General features: G+C 36.5%; 28 protein-coding genes, 1 pseudogene and 4 CRISPR repeat arrays. Of the genes and pseudogenes, 17 read left to right on the forward strand and 12 right to left on the reverse strand.

What is annotated here, in order from left to right; all coding sequences use genetic code 11:
- Positions 1–52 precede the first annotated feature (52 nt).
- Positions 53–612: direct repeats of the CRISPR family, unit length 30 nt; unit sequence GTTTCAATCCCCAAAGGGGAGGCTACAAAC.
- A 518-nt stretch (positions 613–1130) separates the two neighbouring features.
- Positions 1131–1334, forward strand: a complete 204-nt coding sequence (locus OTK00_RS00220) for a type II toxin-antitoxin system HicA family toxin (protein ID WP_045168587.1) — start codon at positions 1131–1133, stop codon at positions 1332–1334.
- Between the two features lie 12 nt (positions 1335–1346).
- Complete coding sequence (locus tag OTK00_RS00225) at positions 1347–1766, forward strand: type II toxin-antitoxin system HicB family antitoxin (protein ID WP_045168586.1); 420 nt, start codon at positions 1347–1349, stop codon at positions 1764–1766.
- 129 nt (positions 1767–1895) lie between these two features.
- Here the strand turns inward: OTK00_RS00225 and OTK00_RS00230 are convergent, their stop codons facing one another.
- The 5 genes from OTK00_RS00230 to OTK00_RS00250 all read right to left on the reverse strand — a co-directional run bounded on the left by OTK00_RS00230 (position 1896) and on the right by OTK00_RS00250 (position 6898).
- Positions 1896–2021: a hypothetical protein gene (locus OTK00_RS00230; RefSeq protein WP_241765424.1), complete on the reverse strand. Its 126-nt coding sequence runs from the start codon at positions 2019–2021 to the stop codon at positions 1896–1898.
- A 717-nt stretch (positions 2022–2738) separates the two neighbouring features.
- Entirely contained in the window at positions 2739–3680 is a 942-nt protein-coding gene (locus OTK00_RS00235; protein ID WP_045168585.1) for an Rpn family recombination-promoting nuclease/putative transposase, read from the reverse strand.
- A gap of 125 nt (positions 3681–3805) precedes the next feature.
- Positions 3806–4377: a CRISPR direct-repeat array (repeat unit 31 nt; unit sequence GTTTCAATCCCCAAAGGGAAGGCTACAAACC).
- 949 nt (positions 4378–5326) lie between these two features.
- On the reverse strand, positions 5327–5722 hold the full coding sequence (locus OTK00_RS00240; protein WP_045168584.1) for a PIN domain-containing protein: 396 nt from the start codon (positions 5720–5722) through the stop codon (positions 5327–5329).
- The gene (locus OTK00_RS00245; protein ID WP_045168583.1) at positions 5685–5960 is read right to left on the reverse strand and encodes a hypothetical protein; all 276 of its coding nucleotides are present in this window, start codon (positions 5958–5960) and stop codon (positions 5685–5687) included. Before OTK00_RS00245 ends, OTK00_RS00240 begins: the two co-directional genes overlap by 38 nt.
- A 143-nt stretch (positions 5961–6103) precedes the next feature.
- Positions 6104–6732: a CRISPR direct-repeat array (repeat unit 30 nt; unit sequence GTTTCAATCCCCAAAGGGAAGGCTACAAAC).
- Positions 6733–6772: 40 nt separating this feature from the next.
- Positions 6773–6898 (reverse strand): hypothetical protein, encoded by a 126-nt coding sequence (locus OTK00_RS00250; protein ID WP_268760797.1) that lies wholly within the window; start codon positions 6896–6898, stop codon positions 6773–6775.
- A 594-nt stretch (positions 6899–7492) separates the two neighbouring features.
- Between OTK00_RS00250 and OTK00_RS00255 the strand changes: the two genes are divergently transcribed.
- Positions 7493–8158, forward strand: a complete 666-nt coding sequence (locus OTK00_RS00255) for a hypothetical protein (protein WP_052670784.1) — start codon at positions 7493–7495, stop codon at positions 8156–8158.
- Positions 8159–8307: 149 nt separating this feature from the next.
- Positions 8308–8874: a hypothetical protein gene (locus tag OTK00_RS00260; protein WP_045168579.1), complete on the forward strand. Its 567-nt coding sequence runs from the start codon at positions 8308–8310 to the stop codon at positions 8872–8874.
- Between the two features lie 117 nt (positions 8875–8991).
- Here OTK00_RS00260 and OTK00_RS00265 read toward each other — a convergent pair whose 3' ends face one another.
- Entirely contained in the window at positions 8992–10236 is a 1245-nt protein-coding gene (locus OTK00_RS00265; protein ID WP_045168518.1) for an IS110 family RNA-guided transposase, read from the reverse strand.
- 512 nt (positions 10237–10748) lie between these two features.
- On the opposite strand from OTK00_RS00265, the gene OTK00_RS00270 reads away from it, so the two are divergent.
- From OTK00_RS00270 to OTK00_RS00280, 3 genes are all read left to right on the forward strand, one after another.
- The gene (locus OTK00_RS00270; protein ID WP_045168578.1) at positions 10749–11147 is read left to right on the forward strand and encodes a hypothetical protein; all 399 of its coding nucleotides are present in this window, start codon (positions 10749–10751) and stop codon (positions 11145–11147) included.
- A gap of 156 nt (positions 11148–11303) precedes the next feature.
- Positions 11304–11441: a hypothetical protein gene (locus OTK00_RS00275; protein ID WP_198525715.1), complete on the forward strand. Its 138-nt coding sequence runs from the start codon at positions 11304–11306 to the stop codon at positions 11439–11441.
- Between the two features lie 59 nt (positions 11442–11500).
- Positions 11501–12388, forward strand: a complete 888-nt coding sequence (locus OTK00_RS00280; protein WP_045168577.1) for a hypothetical protein — start codon at positions 11501–11503, stop codon at positions 12386–12388.
- 175 nt (positions 12389–12563) lie between these two features.
- Here the strand turns inward: OTK00_RS00280 and OTK00_RS00285 are convergent, their stop codons facing one another.
- From OTK00_RS00285 to OTK00_RS00295, 3 genes and pseudogenes are all read right to left on the reverse strand, one after another.
- Entirely contained in the window at positions 12564–13655 is a 1092-nt protein-coding gene (locus OTK00_RS00285) for a putative CRISPR-associated protein (RefSeq protein WP_157840996.1), read from the reverse strand.
- Positions 13656–13817: 162 nt separating this feature from the next.
- Positions 13818–15296 carry an IS200/IS605 family accessory protein TnpB-related protein gene (locus OTK00_RS00290; protein ID WP_045168575.1) on the reverse strand — a complete coding sequence of 493 codons (1479 nt, stop codon included), beginning with the start codon at positions 15294–15296 and terminating at the stop codon, positions 13818–13820.
- Positions 15277–15867, reverse strand: a pseudogene (locus OTK00_RS00295) (IS607 family transposase). Before OTK00_RS00295 ends, OTK00_RS00290 begins: the two are co-directional and overlap by 20 nt.
- A 334-nt stretch (positions 15868–16201) precedes the next feature.
- Between OTK00_RS00295 and OTK00_RS00300 the strand changes: the two are divergent.
- Together OTK00_RS00300 and OTK00_RS00305 are read left to right on the forward strand one after the other, a co-directional pair.
- A complete protein-coding gene (locus OTK00_RS00300; RefSeq protein ID WP_045168574.1) occupies positions 16202–16468 on the forward strand; it encodes a hypothetical protein in 267 nt (88 codons plus the stop codon).
- A gap of 85 nt (positions 16469–16553) precedes the next feature.
- Positions 16554–17630 carry a DUF1848 domain-containing protein gene (locus tag OTK00_RS00305; RefSeq protein WP_045168573.1) on the forward strand — a complete coding sequence of 359 codons (1077 nt, stop codon included), beginning with the start codon at positions 16554–16556 and terminating at the stop codon, positions 17628–17630.
- A 318-nt stretch (positions 17631–17948) separates the two neighbouring features.
- On the opposite strand, the gene OTK00_RS00310 is transcribed toward OTK00_RS00305, so the two are convergent.
- Together OTK00_RS00310 and OTK00_RS00315 are read right to left on the reverse strand one after the other, a co-directional pair.
- Positions 17949–18323 (reverse strand): RidA family protein, encoded by a 375-nt coding sequence (locus OTK00_RS00310; protein WP_045168572.1) that lies wholly within the window; start codon positions 18321–18323, stop codon positions 17949–17951.
- A 42-nt stretch (positions 18324–18365) separates the two neighbouring features.
- Positions 18366–18767 carry a zinc ribbon domain-containing protein gene (locus OTK00_RS00315; RefSeq protein WP_045168571.1) on the reverse strand — a complete coding sequence of 134 codons (402 nt, stop codon included), beginning with the start codon at positions 18765–18767 and terminating at the stop codon, positions 18366–18368.
- Positions 18768–18953: 186 nt separating this feature from the next.
- Between OTK00_RS00315 and OTK00_RS00320 the strand changes: the two genes are divergently transcribed.
- Complete coding sequence (locus OTK00_RS00320; protein ID WP_045168570.1) at positions 18954–19148, forward strand: MoaD/ThiS family protein; 195 nt, start codon at positions 18954–18956, stop codon at positions 19146–19148.
- Between the two features lie 23 nt (positions 19149–19171).
- Positions 19172–20080, forward strand: coding sequence for a TIGR00269 family protein (locus OTK00_RS00325; protein WP_045168569.1), 909 nt, complete (start codon positions 19172–19174; stop codon positions 20078–20080).
- An 88-nt stretch (positions 20081–20168) separates the two neighbouring features.
- On the opposite strand, the gene queE is transcribed toward OTK00_RS00325, so the two are convergent.
- Positions 20169–20822: a putative 7-carboxy-7-deazaguanine synthase QueE gene (gene queE / locus OTK00_RS00330; RefSeq protein ID WP_045168568.1), complete on the reverse strand. Its 654-nt coding sequence runs from the start codon at positions 20820–20822 to the stop codon at positions 20169–20171.
- Positions 20823–20875: 53 nt separating this feature from the next.
- Positions 20876–22109: direct repeats of the CRISPR family, unit length 30 nt; unit sequence GTTTCAATCCCCAAAGGGAAGGCTACAAAC.
- Positions 22110–22592: 483 nt separating this feature from the next.
- Here queE and OTK00_RS00335 point away from each other — a divergent pair.
- Genes OTK00_RS00335 through OTK00_RS00360 form a run of 6 tightly spaced genes read left to right on the forward strand, consistent with a single transcriptional unit; the run spans position 22593 to position 26678 of the window.
- Positions 22593–23033 (forward strand): DUF1284 domain-containing protein, encoded by a 441-nt coding sequence (locus OTK00_RS00335; protein WP_045168566.1) that lies wholly within the window; start codon positions 22593–22595, stop codon positions 23031–23033.
- 24 nt (positions 23034–23057) lie between these two features.
- Complete coding sequence (locus OTK00_RS00340) at positions 23058–24005, forward strand: biotin--[acetyl-CoA-carboxylase] ligase (protein ID WP_045168564.1); 948 nt, start codon at positions 23058–23060, stop codon at positions 24003–24005.
- 7 nt (positions 24006–24012) lie between these two features.
- Positions 24013–25140 carry a dihydropteroate synthase gene (gene folP / locus OTK00_RS00345; RefSeq protein WP_082054581.1) on the forward strand — a complete coding sequence of 376 codons (1128 nt, stop codon included), beginning with the start codon at positions 24013–24015 and terminating at the stop codon, positions 25138–25140.
- Positions 25141–25157: 17 nt separating this feature from the next.
- Positions 25158–25370: a DUF3006 domain-containing protein gene (locus tag OTK00_RS00350; protein WP_268760798.1), complete on the forward strand. Its 213-nt coding sequence runs from the start codon at positions 25158–25160 to the stop codon at positions 25368–25370.
- 37 nt (positions 25371–25407) lie between these two features.
- Positions 25408–25875 carry a 2-amino-4-hydroxy-6-hydroxymethyldihydropteridine diphosphokinase gene (gene folK, locus OTK00_RS00355; protein WP_045168561.1) on the forward strand — a complete coding sequence of 156 codons (468 nt, stop codon included), beginning with the start codon at positions 25408–25410 and terminating at the stop codon, positions 25873–25875.
- Between the two features lie 17 nt (positions 25876–25892).
- Positions 25893–26678 carry an SDR family oxidoreductase gene (locus OTK00_RS00360; protein WP_045168559.1) on the forward strand — a complete coding sequence of 262 codons (786 nt, stop codon included), beginning with the start codon at positions 25893–25895 and terminating at the stop codon, positions 26676–26678.
- Positions 26679–26766: the final 88 nt, after the last annotated feature.

The raw sequence follows: 26766 nt of genomic DNA on the forward strand, positions 1-26766 counted from the left end.
TTTTATGCGAAGTTCTGAAAAGGCAAAAAAAGAGGGGCAAAATAAAAAAAGTAGCTCAATCCCCAAAGGGGAGGCTACAAACGAAGATGACGGAAAATGGGGCACATTGGATGCCTCACGGTTTCAATCCCCAAAGGGGAGGCTACAAACTACGCAGGAAGAGGCTGGATGACAGATGTAAATCAGTTTCAATCCCCAAAGGGGAGGCTACAAACTTCCCGAACTGTGTTATAAGCGTTGTATTTAAAGAGTTTCAATCCCCAAAGGGAAGGCTACAAACCATATTAACGGATTAACAGCGATAGACATCATAGGCGTTTCAATCCCCAAAGGGGAGGCTACAAACAAGAATTAAAAGGTATTTCATTGTAGAGGCGGTGGAGTGTTTCAATCCCCAAAGGGGAGGCTACAAACCTTAATTTTTGTTAAGGTTTGCTGGACTGCTTGTAAGTTTCAATCCCCAAAGGGGAGGCTACAAACTATGGAGAACGAGTAGGGAAAACATTGATCCCATATCGTTTCAATCCCCAAAGGGGAGGCTACAAAATTATTGCATACACTGTTTTTTTAAGGTACCACGACGTTTCAATCCCCAAAGGGGAGGCTACAAACGGTTAAAAAGCTTGATTTTATTATATCAACTTTATGCAACCATGTCAATGTTTTTTTATCGATACATATGTTGAAAATACCAATAAGCTCAGCAGTATAAATAAAAATAAGCCAGTCAAAGCCTTCCGTCGACCAGCGATTTACCAGTAGCACAAACAAAGCCAATCAAAATCATAATGAAATCGAATACAAATAAAGCTCCAAAATTTTTGCACCTGACATCGACAGATATGACTTTTGGTCAAAATGCAAATTATCTATTCTTTCTTTGTATATTTTCTCAGAAAATGTTTATATGACTGAGTCTAAAAAAGTCTTGAAATGTATGGCGCAGACTTACACATTTTACTTGTAGTTCTTTTTTAAAACTTCCAGCAGAAAAATGAAAGTCTGATAACTTCTACCTTTATTTAATTTATGCTAAGATAGAAATAAAAACAATTATATCTTAACAGATCAATTAGAATATTGACACGTATTAAAATACGTGCTAAGATGTTATAAAAAGGATGAGTTGAATGAAAGCTTATTCCTCGCGAGAGATTATAAAAATATTGATGGCCGACGGATGGTATTTAGAGGCAGTCAGAGGTGATCTCTACCAATTTAAACATCCTATAAAAAAAGGAAAAGTAACTGTTCCTCATCCCAAGAAAAATCTACCCAAGAGAACAATTAAAAGTATTTTTATTCAGGCTGGAATTGAAATAGAAGATATTTAAGGAGTGGAAAAAATGAAAAAAGAAAGCTATGTATTTCCTGCTATTTTTACTTTTAATAAGGATGGAATAACAATTGAATTTCCTGATCTGCCCGGTTGTATTTCATGTGCTGATACCTTAGATGAAGCAGTAAAAAACGCAAAAGAAGTATTAGGACTTTATCTTTGGAGCATGGAAAAGGACGATGAGCCTATTCCTGAACCAACACCAGTAAACAAGTTAAAGCTTGAGAATAATCAAATACCAATGCTAATTGAAATTTGGATGCCACTTGTCAGGCATGAAATGGACAATAAGGCTGTAAAAAAGACATTAACAATTCCTCAGTGGCTTAATATTTTAGCAGAAAAGAACAATATAAACTTTTCACAAGTTCTCCAAGAGGCATTGAAGGAAAAATTGGGAATAGACAACTACAAAACACAAGCATGATCATATTTTCTGCAAAACTTTGGTTTTGCTCATCTCTTCGATCATTTAGCTTCTGGCTTTTCTTTTTGTAAAGCTCTTTCTGTCTTCTTATTAATTTTTCTTTTAGCTTCCTTTTTTCTTATCCTGAACCTAAATCTGCAAGGCTTTGTCTATCTCATTTCGAGGTAGATAATACTGCTGGTCATACGGTGAGGGACCTTTAACAGCTTTTAGCCTGCCGTTTTTTATAATCCTGCAAATCGTTTTCTCACTCACTCCTAACACCTGAGCGTTTCTCTTTCACACCAAGTTTATATGATTTTTCCTGTGCAAAGACAATTTCAGCAACTACCTCATTCAAAATTAGAACTTCATTGTTTTCAATAATATCCCTGGCAACTTGATTAAGTTCAGCGATATCATTTAAGTAAAAGACAAAGAATCACGTTAGCATCAATTAGTTTTAGAATTCTTTTCTTGTTCTTTTTCATAAATTTCCCTCACATTGTTCTTCCAGGCTTCTTCTTCTCTGGGAATAAAAATTGGATTTTTATATTTAGCAAATACTCCGGATAGTTCGTCTATAAAGTCATCTCTTTTTTTTTACTTATGTCAACCAGCAAATTACCAGAGATGCAAATTTAACCTTGCAAGCTCTAATTGAAACCGAATGCAATACAAGTTCAAAAATTTTTGCATGTGACATCGACAGAAACGACTTTTGGTCAAAATGCAAATTATCTATTCTTTCTTTGTATATTTTCTCATAAAAAAGTTCATGAGACTGCATCTAAAAGTGCAAATGGCTCAAATTTTAAATAAGCAAGAGGTTAAAAAGTGAAAAGAAGCCTGTATAGAAAATTTTTCGAAAAGTTCTTCTAAAATAATATTGGCTACAAAACTTAAATTTGTTTTTAAAATTAAAAAAACAAACAGACAGAGCCTATAGCCCTGCCTGTTTAAAAACTTAATCTTTTGATAGTGCTTTGCTTTTTAATTTATCAGCTCTTTTCTAAGCTTTCTTATTCTTTCTATATCAAGCTCTGTAAGCTCTGCAATATCTTCATCGCTAAATCCTTTCTTTATTAGCTTCTTTGCTACTTCCTCTTTCCCTTCAATTTTTCCTTCTAATTTTCCTTCATTGAATTTTTTCATTTGCACTTCATCAAGAAGCCTTGAGATGTTTGACACAAACTCACCCATCTTGCCTGCACCTCCTTGTTTTACTCTCTCTACCAGCCTGTCAAACTCTTCTTTGTCTTCCTTTGTAAGCCTTGGTCTTATTACATTGCCCGCCCATATCAAAAATCTTTCTATATTTGAGCTGCTAAATTTTCTCAGCTGCGCTTCCACTTCTTTTAGCCTTCTTGCAAGCTCCTGTGTATCATCCCTTACCTGCTCCAAGTAAAACACCACTGGGCTCAACACATCGTCCTCTTCACACAAGAAAGCTTTCGCATCTAACTTTGAGATGTTTACAAGTGCATACCTGAATATATCATTTTTGAAAACATCAAATTCGCTGATTATCTCCTGTTCCACATCCCATTCTTTTTCAAGCCCGTTGTATGTCACAATAGGAATAATCGCAGGAAGCTTCTCTGCTCCTTCTCTTATCTTCTTTGCCCACAGTAGTATCATGTATCGCAGAAGTCTTTCTGGCATGTCTTTTGCAACTGTTGACTGGTTCTCAATGATAATGTAAAAGTATACTTCCCTGTCTTTCAGCTTTGCTTTTGCTACAACATCTGCTCTTCTTTGAAGAAAATCTTCACCAACAAGCTCTTTGTCCGCAAGCTCAATTGAATCTTCCTGGATGTCTTTTGCCCAGCTGTAGCCTATAACATCTTTGATAAGAAAAAGTATATCTCTGGGGTTTTCAAACAAAAACTTAAAGGTTGAATCATGTTCATGTGGAGGAAGGCTATTTTGCATATGGTTTTCTCCTTTTTTATTACAAACTTATGTTATACAAAAAGTTTTCAGTTTTGACTTTACACTATTAATTATACCACTCTGGCAAAAACAAAACCACAGCCTTTTGGCTGTGGCAGCAACCTTTTTCAATCCCCAAAGGGAAGGCTACAAACGTATGACGACGAAGTGGAAATGTGGTGGGTTTGGCAGTTTCAATCCCCAAAGGGGAGGCTACAAACATTTTAAGTTATGATCCAATGGTGAAAGTTGTGTTTGAGTTTCAATCCCCAAAGGGAAGGCTACAAACCCTTGAATCGCTTGCTTATAATCGCAAAACATTTACAAGGTTTCAATCCCCAAAGGGAAGGCTACAAACCTTTCAACTTATCCCCATCCAAAACACCACTCGCTGGAATTTCAATCCCCAAAGGGAAGGCTACAAACCCTTGTGCTAATTGCATTTTTAACTGCTTGCCCTATCGCGTTTCAATCCCCAAAGGGAAGGCTACAAACCAAGAGTTTAAGGAAGAAGACCTTGAAGATTGGCAGAAGTTTCAATCCCCAAAGGGAAGGCTACAAACCTTATTACCATCCAAACCAAATTGTAAATTATATAAGTTTCAATCCCCAAAGGGAAGGCTACAAACCTTTTAAGCAAAAGATACTTTAAGTATTACGATACTAGTTTCAATCCCCAAAGGGAAGGCTACAAACCTGGTTAAAAAGCTTGATTTTATTATATCAACTTTATGCAACCATGTCAATGTTTTTTTATCGATACATCTGTAGAAAACCTCAAAAAACACAGCAGTGTCAATAAAAATAAGCCAGTCAAAGCCTTCCGTCGACCAGCGATTTACCAGTAGCACAAACAAAGCCAATCAAAATCTTAATGAAATCGAATACAAATTATACTGCAAAATTTTTGCACCGGACATCGACGGAAATGACTTTTAGTCAAAATAAATATATATTTGAACAATTGATGATTCTGTAGCATATTTATGCAACAATTATTTTGATACAGGTATTTGTGGTTCAGGCTTAAAGAAGATAGGAAAAAATAGTTTGGAAGTTTAACATTATAATCACAAATATAAAGAGCAAAAAAGTTTTTGACATACAGGTTTTGCTTAAAAATTCTTAATATGTATGAATGAACAGAAGCAATAAACTGTGATGCTGTGAAAAGATACTTTTCAGAGAAAAAGTCTACAAACTTATCAAAAACCTTTCGATAGCATTATTCGCATTTTCAGTTATTAAAGGCTTTCTAAAAATAAAAAATAAATAGTATAAACAACGACTTATTTCTTTAAAAAAGCAGAGATCAACAAGCAAAAAATTGTATATTAAAAAAATATGGCTCAAGCACAGGAGTGAAAGATGATTTTTATAACAAGATAAAAAGAGCTGAAACAAAAATATAATTAAATAATAGCAGGTTGATTGAATTGGTAAAATAAACAGGTCTAATACAGATAAGAGGTAAAAATTTCTAAATTATAGGTTTCACAAACAAACTCAAAAGTACCTTTGGCTCTTTTATTGAGTTCCGAAAAAAGGTTACAAACCTGACAGGAGAAAATTACAAACAGAGTTTCAAAATAGTTTCAAACTTAAAGGGAAGGTCATGAGCTTTTTATCACCTTAGCAATAGTGTTTTACTCTAATTGCAAAAGCTTTTCCAATTTTTTATCAAATGTATACACTGTATAACCATTGCATTTGCTTTGCGCAACTAATACAGCATCAACAAAATCAACGCCTTTATCTGCATAAATTTTAAGCGCCCCGGTTATTACTGCTAAATCTTGAACAAAAATATTTGGATGAGCAAATAATTTTATTAAAGTATTGCTAATTTCTTTTCTTTCAACTTTATATAATTTTTCCAAAACATAAATAATTTCAGCAACTACCTCATTCAAAATTAGAACTTCATTGTTTTTAATAATATCCCTGGTAACTTGATTAAGTTCAGCAATATCATTTAGTAAAAGACGAAGAATCACATTGGCATCAATTAGTTTTAGAATTCTCTTCTTGTTCTTTTTCATAAATTTCCCTCACATTGTTCTTCCAGGCTTCTTCTTCTTCTCTGGGAATAAAAATTGGATTTTTATATTTAGCAAATACCCCGGATAGTTCGTCTATAATATCATCACTTTTTTTACTTTTTTTTCTTTTGTTAAAAGGTATTCTTACTATCACTTCAACAGGTACATTTTTTGCTGATTCAGGGATTTCTACTATTTTTTCAAGTTGGTAACCATTCACTATTTTTCTAATTATCATACTATTCACCTTTATAATACAAACTATTTCTAACAATAAATTGTAACACATCGAAAAGAGATATGCAATCAGGCAGAAAACAAAACTATAATTGTTACAATAAAAATAAGAAGAGTATTACAAAAGCTATCACCCTTAGTAACGTTTCAATCCCCAAAGGGAAGGCTACAAACGAAAACGGCAAAAAATATGCAGAGACTGTTTTGGTATAGTTTCAATCCCCAAAGGGAAGGCTACAAACTATGTAGCATTCGATAACGATTATGATGAAAAAATGTTTCAATCCCCAAAGGGAAGGCTACAAACTGAGAATATAAATGTATCGGGTAATCTTTTTTCTTTGTTTCAATCCCCAAAGGGAAGGCTACAAATAGCGATTTTCTTGAGTATGAGGTGCTTGATTATTTAGGTTTCAATCCCCAAAGGGAAGGCTACAAACATGGAACGTTAATGTCTTTATCTCTTGTAAGAATTACTGTTTCAATCCCCAAAGGGAAGGCTACAAACGTGGGTTTTGGATTCTTTAGAGTTGTCTGCTACACGTGTTTCAATCCCCAAAGGGAAGGCTACAAACTGAGAATATAAATGTATCGGGTAATCTTTTTTCTTTGTTTCAATCCCCAAAGGGAAGGCTACAAAAGTTTACAATCTTTGAAAATCAAGATGATTCTAATTTGTTTCAATCCCCAAAGGGAAGGCTACAAAAATAGCCACGTGGCGTGCAGGTGTCAAGGGTCGCCGCGTTTCAATCCCCAAAGGGAAGGCTACAAAACGGTTAAAAAGCTTGATTTTATTATATCAACTTTATTCAGCTATGTCAATGTTTTTTTATCGATACATCTGTAGAAAACCTCAAGAAACTCAGCAGTGTCAATTAAAAGAAGCCAGTCAGAGTTTTCTGTCGACCAGCAGATTACCAGAAGAGCAGACAAAGCCAATCAAAATATTAATGAAACCGAATACAAATTATACTGCAAAATTTTGCACCGGACATCGACGGAAACGACTTTTAGTCAAAATGCAAACTTTTCACTGCTTATTTGCATATTTTCTCAGGATACATTTTACAGTTTGCCTGCAGGGTGATGTCTTTTGAGTTGTAGGGGGAAAGTCACATGTTTTGGTTATCAAGTTTGCTCCTTGCGGATGTTTTTATCTGCAGTTTTAGAAAAAGTTTAAATTTTAAGCCTGGTTGTGCTTGAAGAGTGAAAGTATAAGGCAAGATTATTTTCAGTAACATTTCAACATCGCATATTTTTTGAATTTTTTTTGCCAGGAATAGGTGCTATAATCTGAATACACAAGATAACCTCCGGAGGTGATAAAAAGAAGAAAAAAGCAAAAAAAAACAAAAAGCGGAAAGGGAAATAAGGGGAAAAACTAAATAAATTTTTAATCAACAATGGCATGCGAAAGGGTAAAACTACAAAATCCTTTGACTTTATAGATTTTGTGGCATTTTTAGCGGGTAAAAATCTATTAAAAGCAAATGTGTATTTATGTTAAAAAGAGTAAGGGGGTGCATTTCAGGTATGAAATTATCTTTGATAATAGACATGCTTGTTAGAGAAAACAGGTGGATATACACAAAAGAGAAATTGATAAATGAATATAATATAAAGACATTACCGACTGATGACATGCTGAAAAGCTTTGATAGTGCGCTTATAGACTATGATAAATTTAAATTTGTTGTATATGCAGAATCTATACATAGCTTAATACAAAGTGCGAAGTTGTGGGCAAAGAAGAATGATTATGAGATATTTGCAAAGTTGTCAATGGACAGTATCCCTGTTGTGTGGCTTGGCGAAGGATATTATGGGATTTACAGTTCTGATGGCAAAGCAGTAATAATGCCTGTTGCATTTTTGATGATTGGCAAAAGCTTAACATACGAACAGGAAAAAAGAATAGGACCCAATGAAGTTGACATTTACAAAAAGATATTTGAAGATGAACCAAATGTGGCAATGGAAGTTGTCTATGCGACATCTGAAAAGCAGCTTAAGAAAGTATTCAGCCAAACATTTGATAAATTTGAAGTTTTGTTTATGGGACCAGGCTATTATGACCTGATGTTCAATCCAGTCACAAAGCAAAGGGTGGTAATGCCAATTGTTAATATAATGAAAACAATGATGGAAAACTATGTAATCTTCTTTCACAAACTGCTTGCACGGGATGCTGACAGTTGAAGGCTGCAAAGTGAAAAAGGTAAATTGACAAAAGCAGTAAACAGGCACAGCACTGCAAAAAGCCTGAAATAATCCAAAGCCAATCATTGACGGAAATAAGATGATTGATGGAACTGCAAAAAGCAATGAGGGGGGTGAGCCTTTAGAAGATGACACAGTCAAATAGCCTTCAAAAACCTAAAATTAAGTCTGCCAAAATTGAAATCTATGACAAACTTGCAAACACAATTTTTACAACAATTTTAAACACAAATGATAAGCATGTTAATTTTTACAACAGAGTAATAGATGAATTAAAACGTAAAGGATACAATCTTCCAACCTATTTTGAATATGATTTGTTCAAAATCAAGGTGCTTGGTGTTAAAGTGTTACTAAATGATGAGATAGATGTAACAGATATAATATTTGAGGTAATTAAACTTGGATTTGGTCCTGCTTTGAAGATTGAATTTATGTGCAGTCTTGACTGTGTTGGTATGGATTATTCTGAAAAGAAGAAAGGTGATGTTGTGGAGTTTTCGATAAATAACATCAACATTGTACTGCAAGAAGAATATCCTCAGCATATATTTGAAAAGTTTGTAAAGCCAGTATTAGAGTTATCCTCTGTAATAGATATGCTTAAAACAGATAGAAAATTTGCAATAAAGGCTATTAAGAGTATTGTTGATTCAAGTAAAGACAAACGGTATAATGTCAAGGGGGTTTTTTAAAAAAATTTTTTAGATAATTAGGGCAAAAAAGGCAATAGAATACCGAGCCGCTCAGCCTGGAAAAATTTAACTGGCAGCTTGTTTTGAGAAGATTATTAAATTAAGAAATGGGATTAACTAAGTATTGTAAACATCACCTCTTTCTTGATATATTTGACCTTTGCTGAGCATTGCAAAGATCAGAGGAATTAATCGTCTTGCGGTGAGGACGAGGGCACGTTTATGCTGATGTTTGGTAACCTCTGAGAACTTCTTGTTGTAGAAGGCTTTATAACGGACTGTGTGCACCCTAACACAGTTAGCAGCCTCAACAAGATAGTATCTCAGGTATTGGTTACCACACTTAGCCAATGAGGTTTCCTGGGCATTGAAATTGCCTGATTGGTATTGAGTCCAAACAAGGCCGGAGTATTTAGCTAAAGCAGCTTCATTTTTGAAGCGCTTGATATCACCGATTTCAGCGATGATGCCGGCTGCAAGAACATCTCCTATGCCAGGGATGGTGGTCAAGGTTTGGGAGAAAGCTTTAAGAAGTTTTGAGATTTCTTTGTCGAGTTTTTTAAGTTGTTCTTGCATAAATCTAATGTTTTCAAGAGTCATAGACAAAGCTAAGTCATTTGCCTCAGCCAACAGAGGATGTAATCTGTATGAACGATTAGCAGCGGTTTTAAGTATTTCAGCGATTTTATTGACATCTGATAATCTGTTGTTGCCGTTGTCAGATACAAATTTAATTAAATCTTCTAAAGGCATGGAAGCAATATCATCTGGGGTGAAGTTTTCGATGATAGCGCAAGATGCCTTACCGAAGATATCAGAAAATGGGCAGTCTTGAGAATAAGTGGAGAATTTAAGGTATATGAGATTGAGAGCTCTGTTTTTTTCGCGAGTTAGATTATGAACAAGGTGATAGCGCATTCTGGTAAGGCGTTGTAGTGCAGCATATTTGAAGTCAGGCAAAGGTGTTGGATTTAGCTTACTGAACCTGACGCATTCAGCAATAACGACAGCGTCGATGTTATCTGTTTTAGGCAAGAAAGTGTAGATCTTTTTAAATCCTTTGACGATGCTTGGGTTGAGCACGTAAAAGGTTGGTTTGTAAGGTAGTAATTCAGAAGAGGAAGCAAGATACAAATGCAGATGCCAACCGTAATGTGAAGTTGCTTCCATGCCGAATTTAACGTAGGACAGATTATACTGGCTGAGGCAGTCAATGACTCTTTTGATTAATTCATTAGCACCTTCTTGATCGTTAGGCAAGGAAAAGGGTTTTTTAATCAAGTGATTTCCGGCATCATCGATGAAGAAGATAGAATTTGACTGACTACTGATATCAATGCCCACGATTAAAGTATTTGGCAATTTAAAGGCCTCCTTTCTAAAGTGTGTGGTGTTAGAAAAAAGTTTTGCCCTTTATCCCTGGGGATTACATGTAATGCAGCCTCGCCGATATTAGAGCTACGGAGCAGTTTACAGGGTGCACACATCTGACATGCTCAAATCAGATGTGGTAAACTGACCGTGCACAGCAAACGAGTAAACATTACTCATGTAATCCTTTGGGGTTCAGTCTTTCTCAAGCTGTGGCGTGCAGATATCAAAGCACGTCCAGCAGGAGGTGGCAAAAAATATCCAAATAAACTAAATCAGGCTTAAACTTTTTCTGATATTAGTTTACCAGAGATAAAGGGCAAATTTAAACTGTAGCAGTCAATTTTAATATTCAATTTTTTAAGAAGTGAATGTGTTAAGAAAAGCTTTGTTATCAAGGTCAGTTTCCAGTAATCAATTGGTACTAATAATTTAATGTACCAATTGAGATATGAAGTTTTAAGTGATTTGATAATCATATTATACGAGGAGGTTGATTTGATATGTTTAATGATAAGAATCAATTTTATATCAAAACTGTAAAGGCTAAATTAGAAGGTAATCCTGATACTCTTACTGTAACGTGTGATTGGATTCTTGATAAGGAACATTATCCAAGGTATTGTAAATACAGAAGTCCAGAATGTGAAGATAGATGTGAAGATTGTGATATTGAAATAGTGCTTGAAGATTTATGTTTTGATGTAAAGCTTACAGAGGAGTATATGAAAGAACTCAAGGAAGCAAGAACTCATTTTCTAAATACAAATGATGATAGTTTATATGAAAGTGTTATTGATAAAATTCTTCATGCAATAGATTATGATGAGAATTTAGAATTAACGTTAAATTTAGAATATGCAAAAGTTACTTATAGAAATAAAAAGGAGATGATAAACTAAGTATGGGTTTTACGTTGTTATGGGTATTCTATATTTGATAGCTGTTATGATTCATATTTTTCTTGTAAAACTTATTCGTGGTGATGAGGCAGCAGAGAGATTAGCTGATGCTTATAAAAATAGATGGAAGAAAAAATAAAAAAGAGGGTGTGATTGATGGGTGTTATCTTTGGAATTATAATTCTGATTATTCTCTCTCCCATCTTAATTCCACTTCTTGGCATTGCTTTGTTTATTCTGTATTTTTTCTTTAGTATTATTGTTGGGATTATAAAAGCAATTCTGAGGGCATAGAAAACTCAACTATATTTTAAGATTATAAAAGATAATATAAAGAAGGAGATTGTTTGGAAATGAGCTATAAGAAAAAAGAAATTGAATGCTGGACTCCTGAAATGATGTATGAAGGAAAGAGTGTATTGTATGTCACAGAGCTTCATGTTGAACCAAATGCAAGTTTTATGCTTTTGAAAAATGATGATCCTGAAGTAAGAGCAAAACGTGTTAAAGATTATCTTGCAATCAAATACTGTCCTGCATATTTTGGAATGTGTTTAAAAGGCAAAACAAAAAAAGATGAAACATGTGATTCTTCTGTTTGCTGGGCTAAATCGTATAATGAATATTACATGAAAGAATGCAAAGGAGATTTGAAGTCCTATGATAATCTTATAAAGGATACCATAACACCAGCAATGTGTTATGAATGTGGATATGATGATTTAGAGCTTATCTGGTCAGATGAAGTTGTTAAGACAAGAAAGTATGGTCAGATTATATTTGACAATGTTGCCTATGTTGTATGTCCAAGATGCGGTGCAAAATATATGTCTCATCAGGATAAGATCACTATTGAAATTATCAAAAGAGCTCTTGATACTGAGTGGGTTGTAAATGAGCTACGAAGAGAATATAAGATAGTACAAATAGATAAAATTGATTTATCAAAGAAAGATAAAGTAGGACAGCAACTGTTTTTTGAAACAGTGATTGGTAATTTAGAAAAAAATAATTTTGATCTTATACAGGGATTAGCAGACACAATCCTTATGGATGCTGATACAGCTATGCATTTATTTATACTCTCATATTTCAGGCTTGATGAAAAGTATATGGCAGATATAGAAGAAGAGTTTTCTGAAGAGTTTGAAGAGAATGAAGAACTTGATTTAAGTGGAGATCCTAATGATAACGAAAATAATTACAATGGGTGGGTACCAGAAGATGACTTGCCAGTATGAGATTGATAATAAAAAGGTTTCTACCTTTCTTTTTGTGTTTGCACAAGAAGGGTAGAAACCTTTTTTGTTCTGGGTTATAACATCAAAATGGACTTTTTAATACATACGCTATATAAATTTCAATTTCAAAAAAGAGCAAACAAGTGGTTAAAAACACGTAAAGGACTATAATAAACTATTTAAGATGCTTATCAATTTTATCCAGAATATATATACCATCTTCATCTTCTCTAATATATAGTCTTCTGCTATCGTCACCATCGAAAGGATAAAACTCATACTTATAAATTTTGGAGATTTTACCTTCTAATTCGTGAAATCTAAGAGAAGAAGGATTATAGCCAAAGTTTGTAGCAACTGCTTTTTCAAAATCATCAATTTTTTTATTCAGTTGCAAGCGTTCAAAAGGATTTAAATCTTCAAATTGTTTTTTCAAATAATCAGATATTCTGATTTTATCAGAAATTGGATTGTTTAGCCTTTCTTTATAAGTGTTTTCTTTTACTTCCTGCCAGACAAGGGTTCCCCATGCTGAGATAATAAAATCGCCATCTATTTCTAAATATAGAATTTCAGGTAACTTGTATATTTCCTTTTTAATCCTTTCATTGTATATTCCAAGATCTAACATCCTAAATAAGTCAAAATGTTCTATAAAGATAGTATCATCTACCTTTACGGGGAGCTTTGGAATTCTCAATAAACTATTGCTTGTTTCAAAGATATATATGCTTTCATCGGCATACAAAGATGCGACAGTTTGAAGAAAGCTGTTTATACTTTTAAAACCGCCTGTGAGGTTAAAAATTATTTTATAACCATTTGATTTATATTCTTTCAACGTTTCTGCCAATTTTTTAGCCAGCTCGGATAAGGAGAAAGAAAATTTTTCAAAGTCAGATGTTCTAAGATAAGAGGAAGTTTCTATAAAAACATTACCAATTCCATTTTTTTTAAAAACATTCTCTAAAATCTTAGCAATGTTTTTTCCCAGATATGTATCTGTATGCAAAAAACAATACATATCAGTTTTAGGCAAATCTTTTAAACTGTTTATTTTATAAAATTCCATCAAGGCATTCAGTTCTGCACTTACCTTTTTTATTTTTGTTATATCTGACTTTAAAAGTTGCTCCTCAACAGCATTCAAAAACTCATCAAATATCTTCTTCTTTTCGACAGAAAACTCATTTTCAGTATAGTTAGAATAACTATAAATATCCTCGATAAAATTCAAATCCTTTTTAAGATTTGTTAGTATACTCAAACCGCAGCTTGTTAAAACAAAATTGTTGAACCCCATGGAAAAGATAACCTGGTCATCTAAACTGTGCAAAACTGCACAAGCTTAGACGGCTGGGGTATTTGTAGTCCGCCATTTAAAGACTTTCCCAGCCCCAGCAGGCGGTTTTTGGGAAAGTCATAGCCCCTACCCCAAGAAGCAGGAACTTGCGCCGATTTTCGGTCCCCCCACTTGCCCTGAAACCAATATCCGTTTCAGGACAGACATGTCACGCAATACCCTGTCAGGGGAGAGTGGTGTCACCACCGCTACCCTGAAAACTCGCCAGAGATTGTAGCTCTCGCTACAGCTAATCGCACTTGTTCCATCCAGAGGTGCAAATAGCCTCCCTGGCTCACTCCCAGAGCTTTGTATCTTACGCATTACATATTCAATCTCTTTGATTTGCCTTTTTCTCAAGTTGGCATTTTTAACTTCTTTTCTTACATACTCTTTCAGCTCTTCTAAACTGCTGGCATCAAGACTATTTAAAAGCTTCATGTAGTTAGCAGGTATTCTCTCTTTTTTTCCAAGTCCTCTTCTTGCTATCACATATGCACTTGCAACATCTTTGCTTATCATAAACTGCGGTGCGAACTTTAGCATCCCTATCACCGATGTGTATGCAGGATTTGCTTCTATAACCTCTATCCCTTCTCGTTTTGCTAAAATCCTGATTTTGTCAAGAAGCGACCTGTAGCTGAAAAAATGTCTTATCCGTCTTGATTTTCTACCAGAAAAATCTCCTCTTCTTCCTTTGTCTTTTACATCCAGCCTCTCTATCACAATAGCTTTTCTTTTCTCTCTTGCAATCTTTACAATCTCATGTGCATACTGCCATCTGTAATACTCTCTTTTTTCAAAACTTCCACTTTCAAGCTCTGGCATTGGAATCGTGCCATATCTCATAAACTGCCCGCTCCTGTCCACCTCTACCCATGCCATGTGATTTGGATATGCATTTGTATCTATCCCTATAGCACCATTTTCCCTGGTGATTTCTATCGCCGGAAAGAGTTCTTCTGCTGAAAAGTAAGCATACACATTCTTATTTTTGAGTTTTAGCTCTACCGAATAAGGCACTCCAAGGGCAGCAATCTCCTGTAAAATTTGTCTTCTGTCTTTGCCTTTCTTATAACCGGCTGATAATCTTGCAAATACATATTTTCTATCTCCTACATTTATCCTCAAAAATGTGCCACTTTTATTTACCACAATCCTCGTGTTCAAGTTTCCTTTCTTGCTTCTGTCTCCTCTTGAATAAAGATTTCCTTTCCTTTTTTCCTGCCACTCAATCTTAAGTTTTCTGTAAGGCTTGCCGTTTATGTGTCGCTTTTTGAGTTTTTCGAAAAGCTCTCTGCCACCAAAGATAGCCTTCCTTGGGTCTTCCCCTCTTTGCTTGCAGGACTCTAAAACAGCTTTTGCTTTCATTATTGCATCATCTACATACCTTGAGTTCAAATCAAAAATCCCTTGCAGTTCTCTTTTGAGGCTATTTCTATTATAGCCTTCTAAAAGTCTTTTGTATGCAAATCTCATGCATGAAGACCATCTTCTCATAAGCTCCAGTACCTTTTGCCTGTCTTCAAAACTTTCAAAAATCAGCTTAGCCTGAACTGTTACCACGTCTTTTTGCACCTCTTTGCCCATATATCCTTGCTGCAAAGGACGTGACTATTGCTATTAAATCTTCTGCCAATCTTTTATTTACTTCTTCTTCATTTTCCTTTCCGTTCAAAACTATAAGCTCTACTCCAAAGCTTTCCATAAAAAATTTAAGGTACTCAAACCCAAATCTCGCAAGCCTGTCAGGATACTCCACTACCACTTTCTCAACTTCTCCCCTCCTAATCTTGTTCAAAAGTTTTAACAGTCCCCTTCTGTTTTCGTTTATCACTTGCTATCTCAGATATTGTCTCATGCTGCCACCCATGAAGCTTAGCATACTCTTCAAGTCTTCTAATTTGGTTTTTAAGGTACTCTTCTTGCTTTTTTGTTGATACCCTTGCATACAAAATGGCGTTTGGCTTTGGTTTCTCCTCTACCATACCCAGTAGTTTTTCTATGTCTTCTTTTTTATACCTTCTTCTTCCCTTTGGTGTCCCAAGTAGAGTTATTAGCCCTTCTTTTTCCCAGTTTATTAGCGTTCTCCTGCTGATACCATATATTTCCTTAACCTTTGCACACTTAGTAACATTTAATATCACCCAGTCAAAATCATACCTTTTTGCATTGTTATTTTCAACTGTTGCACACCTCCTTGAATTTGTATTATTATTGAATTTTACAAATTTGTATTTTATTATACTACACTTATGTGTTATTTTCAATTAATATTGTATTTTTGTAAGTAAAACTTTTCAAAACCAAATTTCTACAAATCAAGTTCAAATGTTTATTTCAATTCACAAAAAAGGAATCAAAAAAGAAATCTTTTCACTTCAACTTCGCAAAAGTTTTGAACTGATTTGCATCCAGAAAAGCTTTATAATATAGCCTGCAAGTCAGTTTTAATCAGGGAGTGATAGAAAATGTACTCCAATCTTATGATGGAAGTTATAAAAGAGGCAAAAAAGAGGCATTCTTTGAAGTGCCTAAAAGCAGAACCTCTCAGTAAGGCAGCTTCAAATCTGAACAGTCAATATCTTGTTCAAAAAAGTAGCTGCCAGTTTTGTCTCAGCAGGGTTCATTTCCCAAGAAAAAATGGTGGCAAGGCAATAACTTATAACTGCCAGAATATGGCACAGAACTACAACACCGCTTGTCAAAATCCCCGAGGATATGGATATGTACTTTGACAGGGTTTGGGACAGGCTTATGAGTGTTCAGATGGTTTTTATAAAAAAATGAAAATTTGCAATTTTAAAGGGAGTGTTTTAGGATATGATAGTTAGCGCAAGCAGAAGAACCGATATTCCTGCCTTTTTTGGCGACTGGTTTGTAAACAGAATTAAAGAAGGCTTTGTGATGTACAGAAATCCAATGAGACCATCGCAGATATTTGCCATTTCGCTTGCTCCGGATGATGTGGATGCTTTTGTATTCTGGACAAAAAACCCTGCTCCTTTTATTGACAGTATAAAGTACCTTGATGATTATGTGTACTATTTTCAGTTCACTTTAAATCCATATGATAAATCATTTGAGCCCGGACTTCCCGAAAAGGATGTGCTAATTGAGACATTTGCAAATCTCTCATCCATGATTGGAAAAGATGCTGTCATCTGGCGCTATGATCCTGTAATTATAACCGATAAAATGGATATTTCATACCACAGGGAGAACTTTGAAAGGCTGGCAGAAAAACTCTCTGCCTACACAAAAAAGTGCGTTGTGAGCTATGTGGATTTTTATGGCAAAGCAGTGCCGGCGCTGAATAAAATCGGTGCAAAAGATTTAAGCCATGATGAGATTTTAGAGGTTTTATATGATCTATCAAAAATAGCAAAAAAATATAATCTTGAAGTGGAAAGCTGTGCAGAAGAAGCTGATGTCTCTCAGATAGGAATTAAAAAAGCTCACTGTATTGATGGAGAGCTTATAAAGCTTTTGCGGATGAAAAAGGGGCTTGAGACTTCAAAAGAGTTTTTGAAAGATAAAAACCAGCGTGAGGCGTGCGGCTGTGTCCAGAGCATTGATATTGGGATTTTCAACACCTGCAGGCATTTTTGCATATACTGCTATGCAAACCACCATAAAGGACACATTTTGAATAACTTGAAGGCATATGATGTAAACTCTCCTGCTCTGTGCAGCAGAGTCGACTGGGAGAATGACGAGGTAAGAATAAGACTTGAAAAAAGTTCATTCAAAGTGGAAAAGGAAGATCTTTTTTCAGAAGATAGCTTTGAAAAACCGCAGGAGCTTTGCTTCTGGCAAGATCAGGATGCAGAAGATGAGAGGAAGAAAAAACTTCTTTCAAAGCTAAAAAAGGCTGCAATGGCTGCAAAGAGGGCTTGAGAAAAAGCCCTCTTTTTTCTATCTTATAAAATTTGTAAGCTTCCTTTCGGAGTTAGGTGCTCATCGCCAATGTTAGGCAGGCTTGTTATGCACAGACTACTTATCCCTACCCCTCAGGACTGTTTAAGCCTGTGCGACAGAGCCTGGAGCTTGAGCAGCACCCCAGTGTGTCATGACCTGCCTAACGTAGCCCGCTTAAAATTTCTCCCCTGACTGAGGCTAGTCAACTAAGACTTAGGCTCTCCCCAAGCCTCCACCTCTTTAGGTGGTGGGTAGTTGACCTTTGAAAAGCAGCACTTCCTTTCTTTTTTGTCCTTTTTACTTTGCGGCAATTACATCAACCTCAAGCAGTGCACCCGGCAAAAGCTTTGCCTCAATGGTTGTCCTTGCCGGATAGTTTTGAGTAAAAATGGTGGCATACACTTCATTGAACTTTGCAAAGTCAGACAGGTTTGCAAGATACACATTTACTTTTACAACATCATCAAAACAAAATCCAGCTTCTTTTAGAATGGAGTCAATGTTTTTAAAAACAAGCTCTGTCTGAGCTTTTATATCATCGCCTTCTATTTTTCCTGTTTGTGGATTTATGGCAAGCTGACCGGATACAAATAGCATATTACCGGCCAAAACAGCATGTGAATAAGGTCCAACCGGCTTTGGAGCGTCATTTGCCACTATACACTTTTTCATTTTTCATCAGTCTCCTTTCAAAAGGTTTTTATAAAAAAGCCTTCATTCCAATTTCCTGCCACAGTAAGGGCAGTACAGAAAGTGTTTTGAAACCCTGTTTCCACAGTCCGGACAAAAATCAGAATTGATATTGCTGTAATCTGCTGCTGTGCGAAGGTCTCTAAAAAGCTCAACATCGGCAAGTGAAATAATCTCATTTGCACCGTGCTCTAAATTGCGAGCAAGCTCCGGGTTTGTAATGATATATATCTTTGAGCAACAGCCTGTCTGGATAAAGTACCGGGTATTCCATCTGAAAACTGGTATAAAAAAGAAATGAAGATAATTGTACACTTTCAAAAGTGTATGTGTGCCTTTTCTTCCGCAAAAGGGGCAAGCCTCAACATCCATTTGCCTGATAGCCTTTGCCTTTTCCTCTATTCCAAAGATTCCTATGAAGAACATTGCCTTTTAATTCAACCCCACCAGTGATAATTCTTTTTATATTTTATCATTTTGTTTTTTATTTTCAACTTTGATAATGAAATCACGTTTAAAAATTTGTATAAAGTTGTATTGAATGCTGCTATAATTTATATTGAGCTAAGTTTATTTGGTATTCAAAATAATCAAAGAGGAAGGAGTGGCAGGATGAAAATAATATTTGCTGGTTCAAATAAACAGTTTGAGATAAAAGGACCAAAGCTTGCTGAAAAGGTGGCAAAAGAGCTTGGAATAAGCTTAGAGTCGCATATTTTTATCAAAGATGGGGAGATTGTTGCTCCGGATGAGATTCTGCAGGATGAGGACACAGTAGAGGTCATCTCGGCAATTTCAGGCGGTTAAAATATAAAAGGAGATGGTAGCGTTTGAAGTGTGTAAGATGCAAAAAGAAAGCCAAAATTCTTTTAAAAAGGCACAATGCAGCTTTCTGCAATGATTGCTTTTTGTACTACTATGCAAACCAGGTAAACAGAAACATCCGCAGACACAAAATGTTTGACAGAAATGATAAAATTCTTGTGGTTGTTTCAGGTGGCAAAGACAGCATGGCGCTCTGGGATGTGCTGGCAAAAGAGGGTTACAATGTGGTTGCTATGTATATAAATCTTGGGATAGGTGAGTATTCAAACCGATCGCAGGAGGTTGTTGAAAGGTTTGCACAGCAAAAAGGTCTTGAGCTGATTGTAAAAGACATAAAAAAAGAGTACGGACTTGATATTTATGTGCTTGCAAAAACCCTCAAAAGAAGCACATGCTCTGTTTGCGGTTCTATAAAAAGATACCTTTTCAACAAAGTGGCGTATGATGGTGGTTTTTCTGTGGTTGCAACAGGGCACAATCTGGACGATGAGGCGGCAACACTTCTGGGTAATCTTTTAAGCTGGGAGGAAGGTTATCTGGCAAGGCAATCTCCTGTGCTTGAAAAAACTCACCCCAAACTTGTCAAAAAGGTAAAGCCGCTTTATACACTAACCGAAAGAGAAAATCTGTATTATGTGCTTTTGAACAGGATTGAATTTTTGCATGAGGAGTGCCCGCATGCAACAGGTGCACGCTCCATTTTGTACAAAGAGGTCTTGAACAGGCTTGAAGAAGAAAGCCCCGGCACAAAGCACAGGTTTATATCAGGCTTTCTTGAAAAGGGCAGAAAGCATTTCCAGGATGTAGCTGAAAAGCTTGAGCTGAAGGAGTGCAAAACCTGCGGTCAGGTTACAACAACAGAAGAGTGTTCATTCTGCAGATTTATAAAAGTTTGCAACCAGCAGGAAAGGTAGGAGCATTTAAAGTAAACATGGGTTGGCAGTTTGCTGTTTTGCTTCCAAATTGCTGCCAGCCCTTTTGTTTTTTTCAACAGCAATTTTTTTAGATGCCTCTTTCTCTATCCGGCCAGATTATTTTGTGAAGCTGAAGCTGAAGCCTGCAGTTTTGAAGCTTATTTTTTATCATAAACTCCACAATTTCCGCCGGTTCAATTTTCCCCCAGACAGGGCTGAAGTAAATACTGCACTGCGGTTTGAATGCCTGAATAATTTCAAAAGCTTTCTGCATGTCCTGATGTGTCCCGACAACAAACTTCAAAACATCCTGTTTTCCAAGCAGCTTTATATTTTCAGGTAGCATTCTGTCTTCCATACCACTTGACGGACATTTATAGTCCATTGTTATAATGGCATTTCTGTTAACACCTCTTATGTCAACAGATCCATTTGTTTCAATGTTAACTTCAAACCCCTCTTTGATTAATATATCTATAAGACAGTGGATATCTGGCTGTATCAGTGGCTCTCCACCTGTTAAGGTTACTTTGCTAAACCCTGTTGATTTTGCATACTCTACTATTTGCTGAGCTGTCATCTCTTCATACACGGGGTTATGTGTTGCATATTTTGTGTCACAAAATGAACAGCTCAAGTTGCATCCAGCAAATCTGAAAAAGATTGCAGGATAGCCACTTCTGATCCCTTCACCTTCAATGCTTACAAACTTTTCGACAACTTTAAAAAGGCTTTGGTCCATCTTTCCACCCTGTACAATTTGATTTTTGTTACTCGGCTTTAAAAGTTCTGAAATTTTCAATCCCCAGAGGGAAGGCTACAAAACCTTTAGCAGGGTTACTTGGAGAAGTGAAAAAAACTTAGTTTCAATCCCCAAAGGGAAGGCAACAAAACACAAAAATTTAACAAATGTAACAAATAAAAATAATAAGGGTTTCAATCCCCAAAGGGAAGGCTACAAACATATTGAAGAGAAAGGAGAGGTTGAAAATGCAAATAATGTTTCAATCCCCAAAGGGAAGGCTACAAACCATCCCACCCACTGATGGCATATATCTTGCCATTACTAGTTTCAATCCCCAAAGGGAAGGCTACAAACAGGGTGCTTGAGCGTAATTTTGATGCGATTGATGAAGAGTTTCAATCCCCAAAGGGAAGGCTACAAACGTCAACATCAGGAGGATTTATCCTGTCGCTGGGATAGTTTCAATCCCCAAAGGGAAGGCTACAAACCCTTTTGAAGGTGTAAAGGCACGAAAAGGCGAAGAAGTGTTTCAATCCCCAAAGGGAAGGCTACAAACTGGTATTATTGCAACAACTGAACCACAACATGAATTGTTTCAATCCCCAAAGGGAAGGCTACAAACATGGGGAGAAAATGAAATTAACGACTGATTTTTTTGGTTTCAATCCCCAAAGGGAAGGCTACAAACTTTTTAAGAGTTTGGTATATATCTTTGTACATACGTGTTTCAATCCCCAAAGGGAAGGCTACAAACCTCAGGAACTCAAAAAGCAGATTGAAGACATTGTAAGTTTCAATCCCCAAAGGGAAGGCTACAAACCGCATTTTCCCTTTTAATTTGCTGCCAGTTAGGATCGTTTCAATCCCCAAAGGGAAGGCTACAAACCAAGAAGTTTTAGACAGTGCAGAAACGTCTAACGAGGGTTTCAATCCCCAAAGGGAAGGCTACAAACGTTTGAATGGCTGGTAAGTGCGTTAAATAAAATATTGTTTCAATCCCCAAAGGGAAGGCTACAAACGATGAAGCACAGCTGGTTTTAGGTAATAGATATATGCGTTTCAATCCCCAAAGGGAAGGCTACAAACTTAAACAGAAAAGACGTTTTAACTAATATTGAACTGTTTCAATCCCCAAAGGGAAGGCTACAAACCTTGTATTTTCTAACAGTAAAAGCCTGTGGACTTATGTTTCAATCCCCAAAGGGAAGGCTACAAACCATTAAGCTTGATGAAGCAAACATACCCAGAACAAATGTTTCAATCCCCAAAGGGAAGGCTACAAACCGGTTGAAAAGCTTGATTTTATTATATCAACTTTATTCAGCCATGTCAATGTTTTTTTATCGATACATCTGTAGAAAAACTGAAAAAACTCAGCAGTGTCAATCAAGAGAATCCAGTTATAGCCTTCTGTCGACCAGCAGATTACCAGCAAAACAGATAAAGCTTGGCAAAATCTTAACGAAACCGAATACAAATCAAACCCGAAAATTTTTGCATGTGAGATCGACGGAAACGACTTTTGGTCAAAATGCATATTTATATCTGAATTGCCCTATCAAAATGCATGTTTATAAATTGCATGGCTGCACAGTCTGGATGCACAAAAAAAGCAAGAAAGAAAAATATTATATAAAAAATGAAGTTTAAAATATCAGCTACTCTCTAAAATATCACAAACTTTTTAGGCTGAATTGTAATTTTGTTGCTTTAAGCAAAGAGTGGTATAATTAAATTATCATAATCACATAAAAGCCGGGTTTTATAATGGAGTTGAGATTTCACCACCTTTTGTGTTTTCTTGGCTTCAGAGGGCTTGGATACAGTGAAGAATTTATAGAAAACTTTAAGAAAGTGTATCAAAAGGTTTTTGTTGAAAATCATAGAATTTGCCTTGTTATTAGGCCTGATGTTATCTGCATGGCATGTCCTGAGCTTATTGAGGGCAGATGCAAATCAGAGGAAAAAGTAAAAAGAATTGATGAAAAGCTGATGAATTTTCTTTTAAAAAACGGTATTCACAGCTTTGAAAATGTGTTGCCGGGCGATGTTTACAAAGTGATACAAAACCTTTCGGTTGAAGAGTTTGAAGCCATCTGCAAAGACTGTGAGTGGTTCAAGTTGGGATTTTGTACAGAAGGCTTTTTAAAGCTAAAAGATAGGCAGAATTTAAAACAAAAGCTTAAAATGGAGAATAGATCAAGCTAAAAAAGGAAGGGATTTTTAAAAGCCATGGATGAAAAATCGATATACATATTGAAAAAGCTCTATGAAGATGAGTTTGTCTCGGGCGAGAGCCTTGCAAATGAGCTTAAAATAAGCCGCATGGCAGTGAACAAGAGGATTAAAAGCTTGCAGCAGATGGGCTTTTCTGTTGCATCTTATAAGAAAAAGGGCTATCAGCTTGTTGACAGAGATATAATAAGGCTGTGGCAGGTGAAAGATTTCATCTCAAGTTCCAACCTGTTTTCTGACTTTTTATATTTTCCTCAGATAGACTCAACCAACAGCTATATAAAAGAAAACCAGCAAAAGCTGGTATCTGGCACGGTTGTGTATGCAGAAAGGCAAAGCGCAGGCAGGGGGCGGCTTGGGCGAAGCTGGGTTGATCTTGAAAAGGGGATAAAAATGTCAATTTTTTTGAAGCTTGGTCTGCTTGACATAGAAAAGGTTGTGCCTTTAACACTTTTTACAGGGCTTGTTGTTAACAGGGTTTTGAGAAGATACAATGTTCATAGTTTTATCAAATGGTCAAATGATATTATCTTAAACAACAAGAAGGTGTGCGGGATTTTGACAGAGCTTTCGGGTGAGCTTGAAGGAAGTGCCAGTATAATCATAGGAATGGGGCTCAATGTAAATTGTGAAAAAATACCCGATGAGATTGCCGAAATTGCAACCAGTTTGAAAAAAGAAACCGGAAGCCATTTTGACAGAACAGATCTTTTGATTGAAATCTTAAAGGAGTTTGAATCTGAATTTGAAAACTTTAAAAATCATGGTTTTTTGCATTTCAGAGATGAGTACAAAAGCTTTTGCATAAACCTCGGTAAAGAGATTGTCATAAATGGCACGCAGAGAGCCTTTTGCAAAGACATAGGTCAAAATGGTGAACTTATTGTTGAAATGGATGGCAGAATCCAAAAAATACAGAGCGGAGAAGTTACTATAAGGTGGTGAAGAGGCTTTGAGACTTATTTCGAAAGATGCAAATCTAAAAAAGATTATGTACCAGAAGGGGTTTGACGAAAAGGATATACTTGAGTTTGAAAAGAAGGCTGATAGTGTAATTTTGAGAATTGACGGTGTTCGTGATGTGCCAGAGGTTATTACTTTTCTTTCCAACCTTGGATATTTTGTGGTTGCAAAAGACAGCATGATTTTTGCAACAACATCAAGGGCAAATTTTGAGAGGACAAAGTGCTATCTTGCAGAAGAAGGTTTTGATTGCAATTTTGAGCCAGACTTTAACATAGCCCAGAGAATGCTTCTGGCAGGTGGAAAATCAATCAATCTTTTGCAAACAAACGTGATGGGGATTATAAATGTCACACCAGATTCTTTTTATGAGGCTTCAAGGGTTGATGTGGAAGCTGTTTCAAAGAAGGCTCTTGAGATGATAAAAGACGGTGCTGATGTGATTGATGTTGGCGGTGAGTCCACAAGACCATTTTCAGACCCCGTCCCTGAGGATGAGGAGATAAAGAGGGTTGTCCCTGCAATAAAGGCTGTAAGAGAGGTGGCAAAAGACATACCCGTTTCCATAGACACTTATAAAGCTCGGGTTGCAATGCGCGCAATTGAAGCGGGGGCTGATATTATAAACGACATCAGCGGTGGCAGTTTTGACAGGGAGATGTTCAGGGTTGCCGCACACTACAATGTTCCCATTGTGATCATGCACATAAAAGGCACACCAAAGGATATGCAGCAAAACCCGTATTATGAAGATGTGATTGAGGAGATTTTGCAGTATTTTGAAAGGAAAATAGATGAGGCGCTCAAAGCGGGTGTTGAATTTGAAAACATAATCCTTGACCCTGGAATCGGATTTGGCAAAAGACCGGAAGATAACCTTGAGATAATAAAGCGCTGTGAAGAGTTCAAGGTGCTTGGAAGACCAGTTTTGATTGGAGCTTCGCGAAAGTCCACAATAGGTGCTGTTCTGGGCGGGGTTGGACCGGAGGAAAGGCTTGAGGGGACGCTTGCAATCTCAACAATCTGTGCTCTTAAAAGGATTGAATTTGTCAGGGTGCATGATGTGAAAGAAAACAAAAGGGCGATTCTGATAACAAGGGCTATAATGAACGCTTGAATGTTAAAAACAGGGAGATGATGGATTTTATGAGAGCTGTGATTGACAGGTTTGAAAATGGCTTTGCCATTCTTGAGCTTGAAAATGGCAAGATGGTGAATGTGCCGGCTGAACTAATTCCGCAGGGTGCCAGAGAAGGAGATGTCATTTTGATTGAGATTGACAGGGAAGAAACCAAAAAAAGACAGAAGAGGATAAATGATTTATTTGAAAAGCTGAAAGAAAGTTAAAAGCTGATTGTTTTAAAAGGAAGGAAAGAAGCCAAAAATGCAAAAAGCAAAGATTTTTTTATCACTTGGTAGCAACCTTGGTGACAGGCAAAAGAATATACAAACCGCCATAGAGTATCTGAAAGAAAATGTGGAGATTGAAAAGGTCTCAACAATCATTGAAACAAAGCCATACGGGTATACACAGCAGCCGCACTTTTTAAACTGCTGCTTGATGGGCAAGACCAGTCTTTTGCCATTTGAGCTTTTGGACTTTGTCCTTGGCATTGAAAAGAAGATGGGCAGAGAGAGAATTTTCAAATGGGGACCAAGAAACATTGACATTGATATTCTTTTTTATGATTCACTTGTGATTGATGATAAGAAGCTAAAAATACCGCATCCAGAGTTGCAAAAGCGAGATTTTGTGTTGATTCCGCTAAATGAGATAGCACCTGATTTTGTCCATCCAGTGTTGAAAAAGACAGTTTCTCAGCTTTATAGAGAGCTTGTCAATACAAAATAAAAGGTGAGGGATTTGCTATGGAATTTTTAAACATGCCCGAGTTCAAAGACAAAATAGCTGTGGTTACAGGTGCAGCCCAGGGTATTGGGGTTTTCATAGCGCTTTCTTTTTTAAAAAACGGTGCGAGGGTTGCAGCAATTGATGTTGACAGAGAAGCAATTGCCGATGCAATGGAGGACTTTTTCAGGGGGTATGAAGACAGGATAGAGTTTTTTGAGTGCGATTTGCAAAGTGCCAATCAGATTGAAAGCACCTGTCTTGAGATTGGCAAAAAATATGGGTATGTTGATGTGCTTGTAAACAATGCAGCAGCTTTTTCGACAAAGAGCATTGAAGAAAGAACTGTTGAAGAGTGGGACTATGTAATAAGCGTGAACTTAAGAGCGCCGTACCTTATGGTGAAATATCTTTTGCCATTTATGAGAGAAGGAAGCTGCATTGTTAACATTGCATCCACAAGGGCTTTGATGTCTGAAAAAGACACAGAGCCATATTCAGCTTCAAAAGGCGGGCTTCTGGCACTTACACATTCGCTTGCCATTTCACTTTCACACAGGAAAATCAGAGTGAATGCTATAAGTCCGGGCTGGATAGAAGTGTCGCAATACAAGAAGAGAAAAAACAGGCAGGTTCCCAACCTGCGCGAGATAGACTTGCTTCAGCACCCTGCGGGAAGGGTGGGCAGAGGCGAGGATATAGCAAATGCGGTGCTGTTTTTATCATCTGAAAAGAGCGGATTTATCACCGGCACAAACCTTGTTGTGGACGGCGGGATGACAGTGAAAATGATATATGAGGAGTGAAAAATTTAAAGTTTTTTGCATAACAAACTGCCTTGCAATTTCGTTTTTGTTATATGGAGCCTGAGCTTAAAAATGGACATCTATAAAG

Origin of the sequence: Caldicellulosiruptor morganii, from assembly GCF_026810225.1 — a bacterium.
Lineage (GTDB): Bacteria > Bacillota > Thermoanaerobacteria > Caldicellulosiruptorales > Caldicellulosiruptoraceae > Caldicellulosiruptor > Caldicellulosiruptor morganii.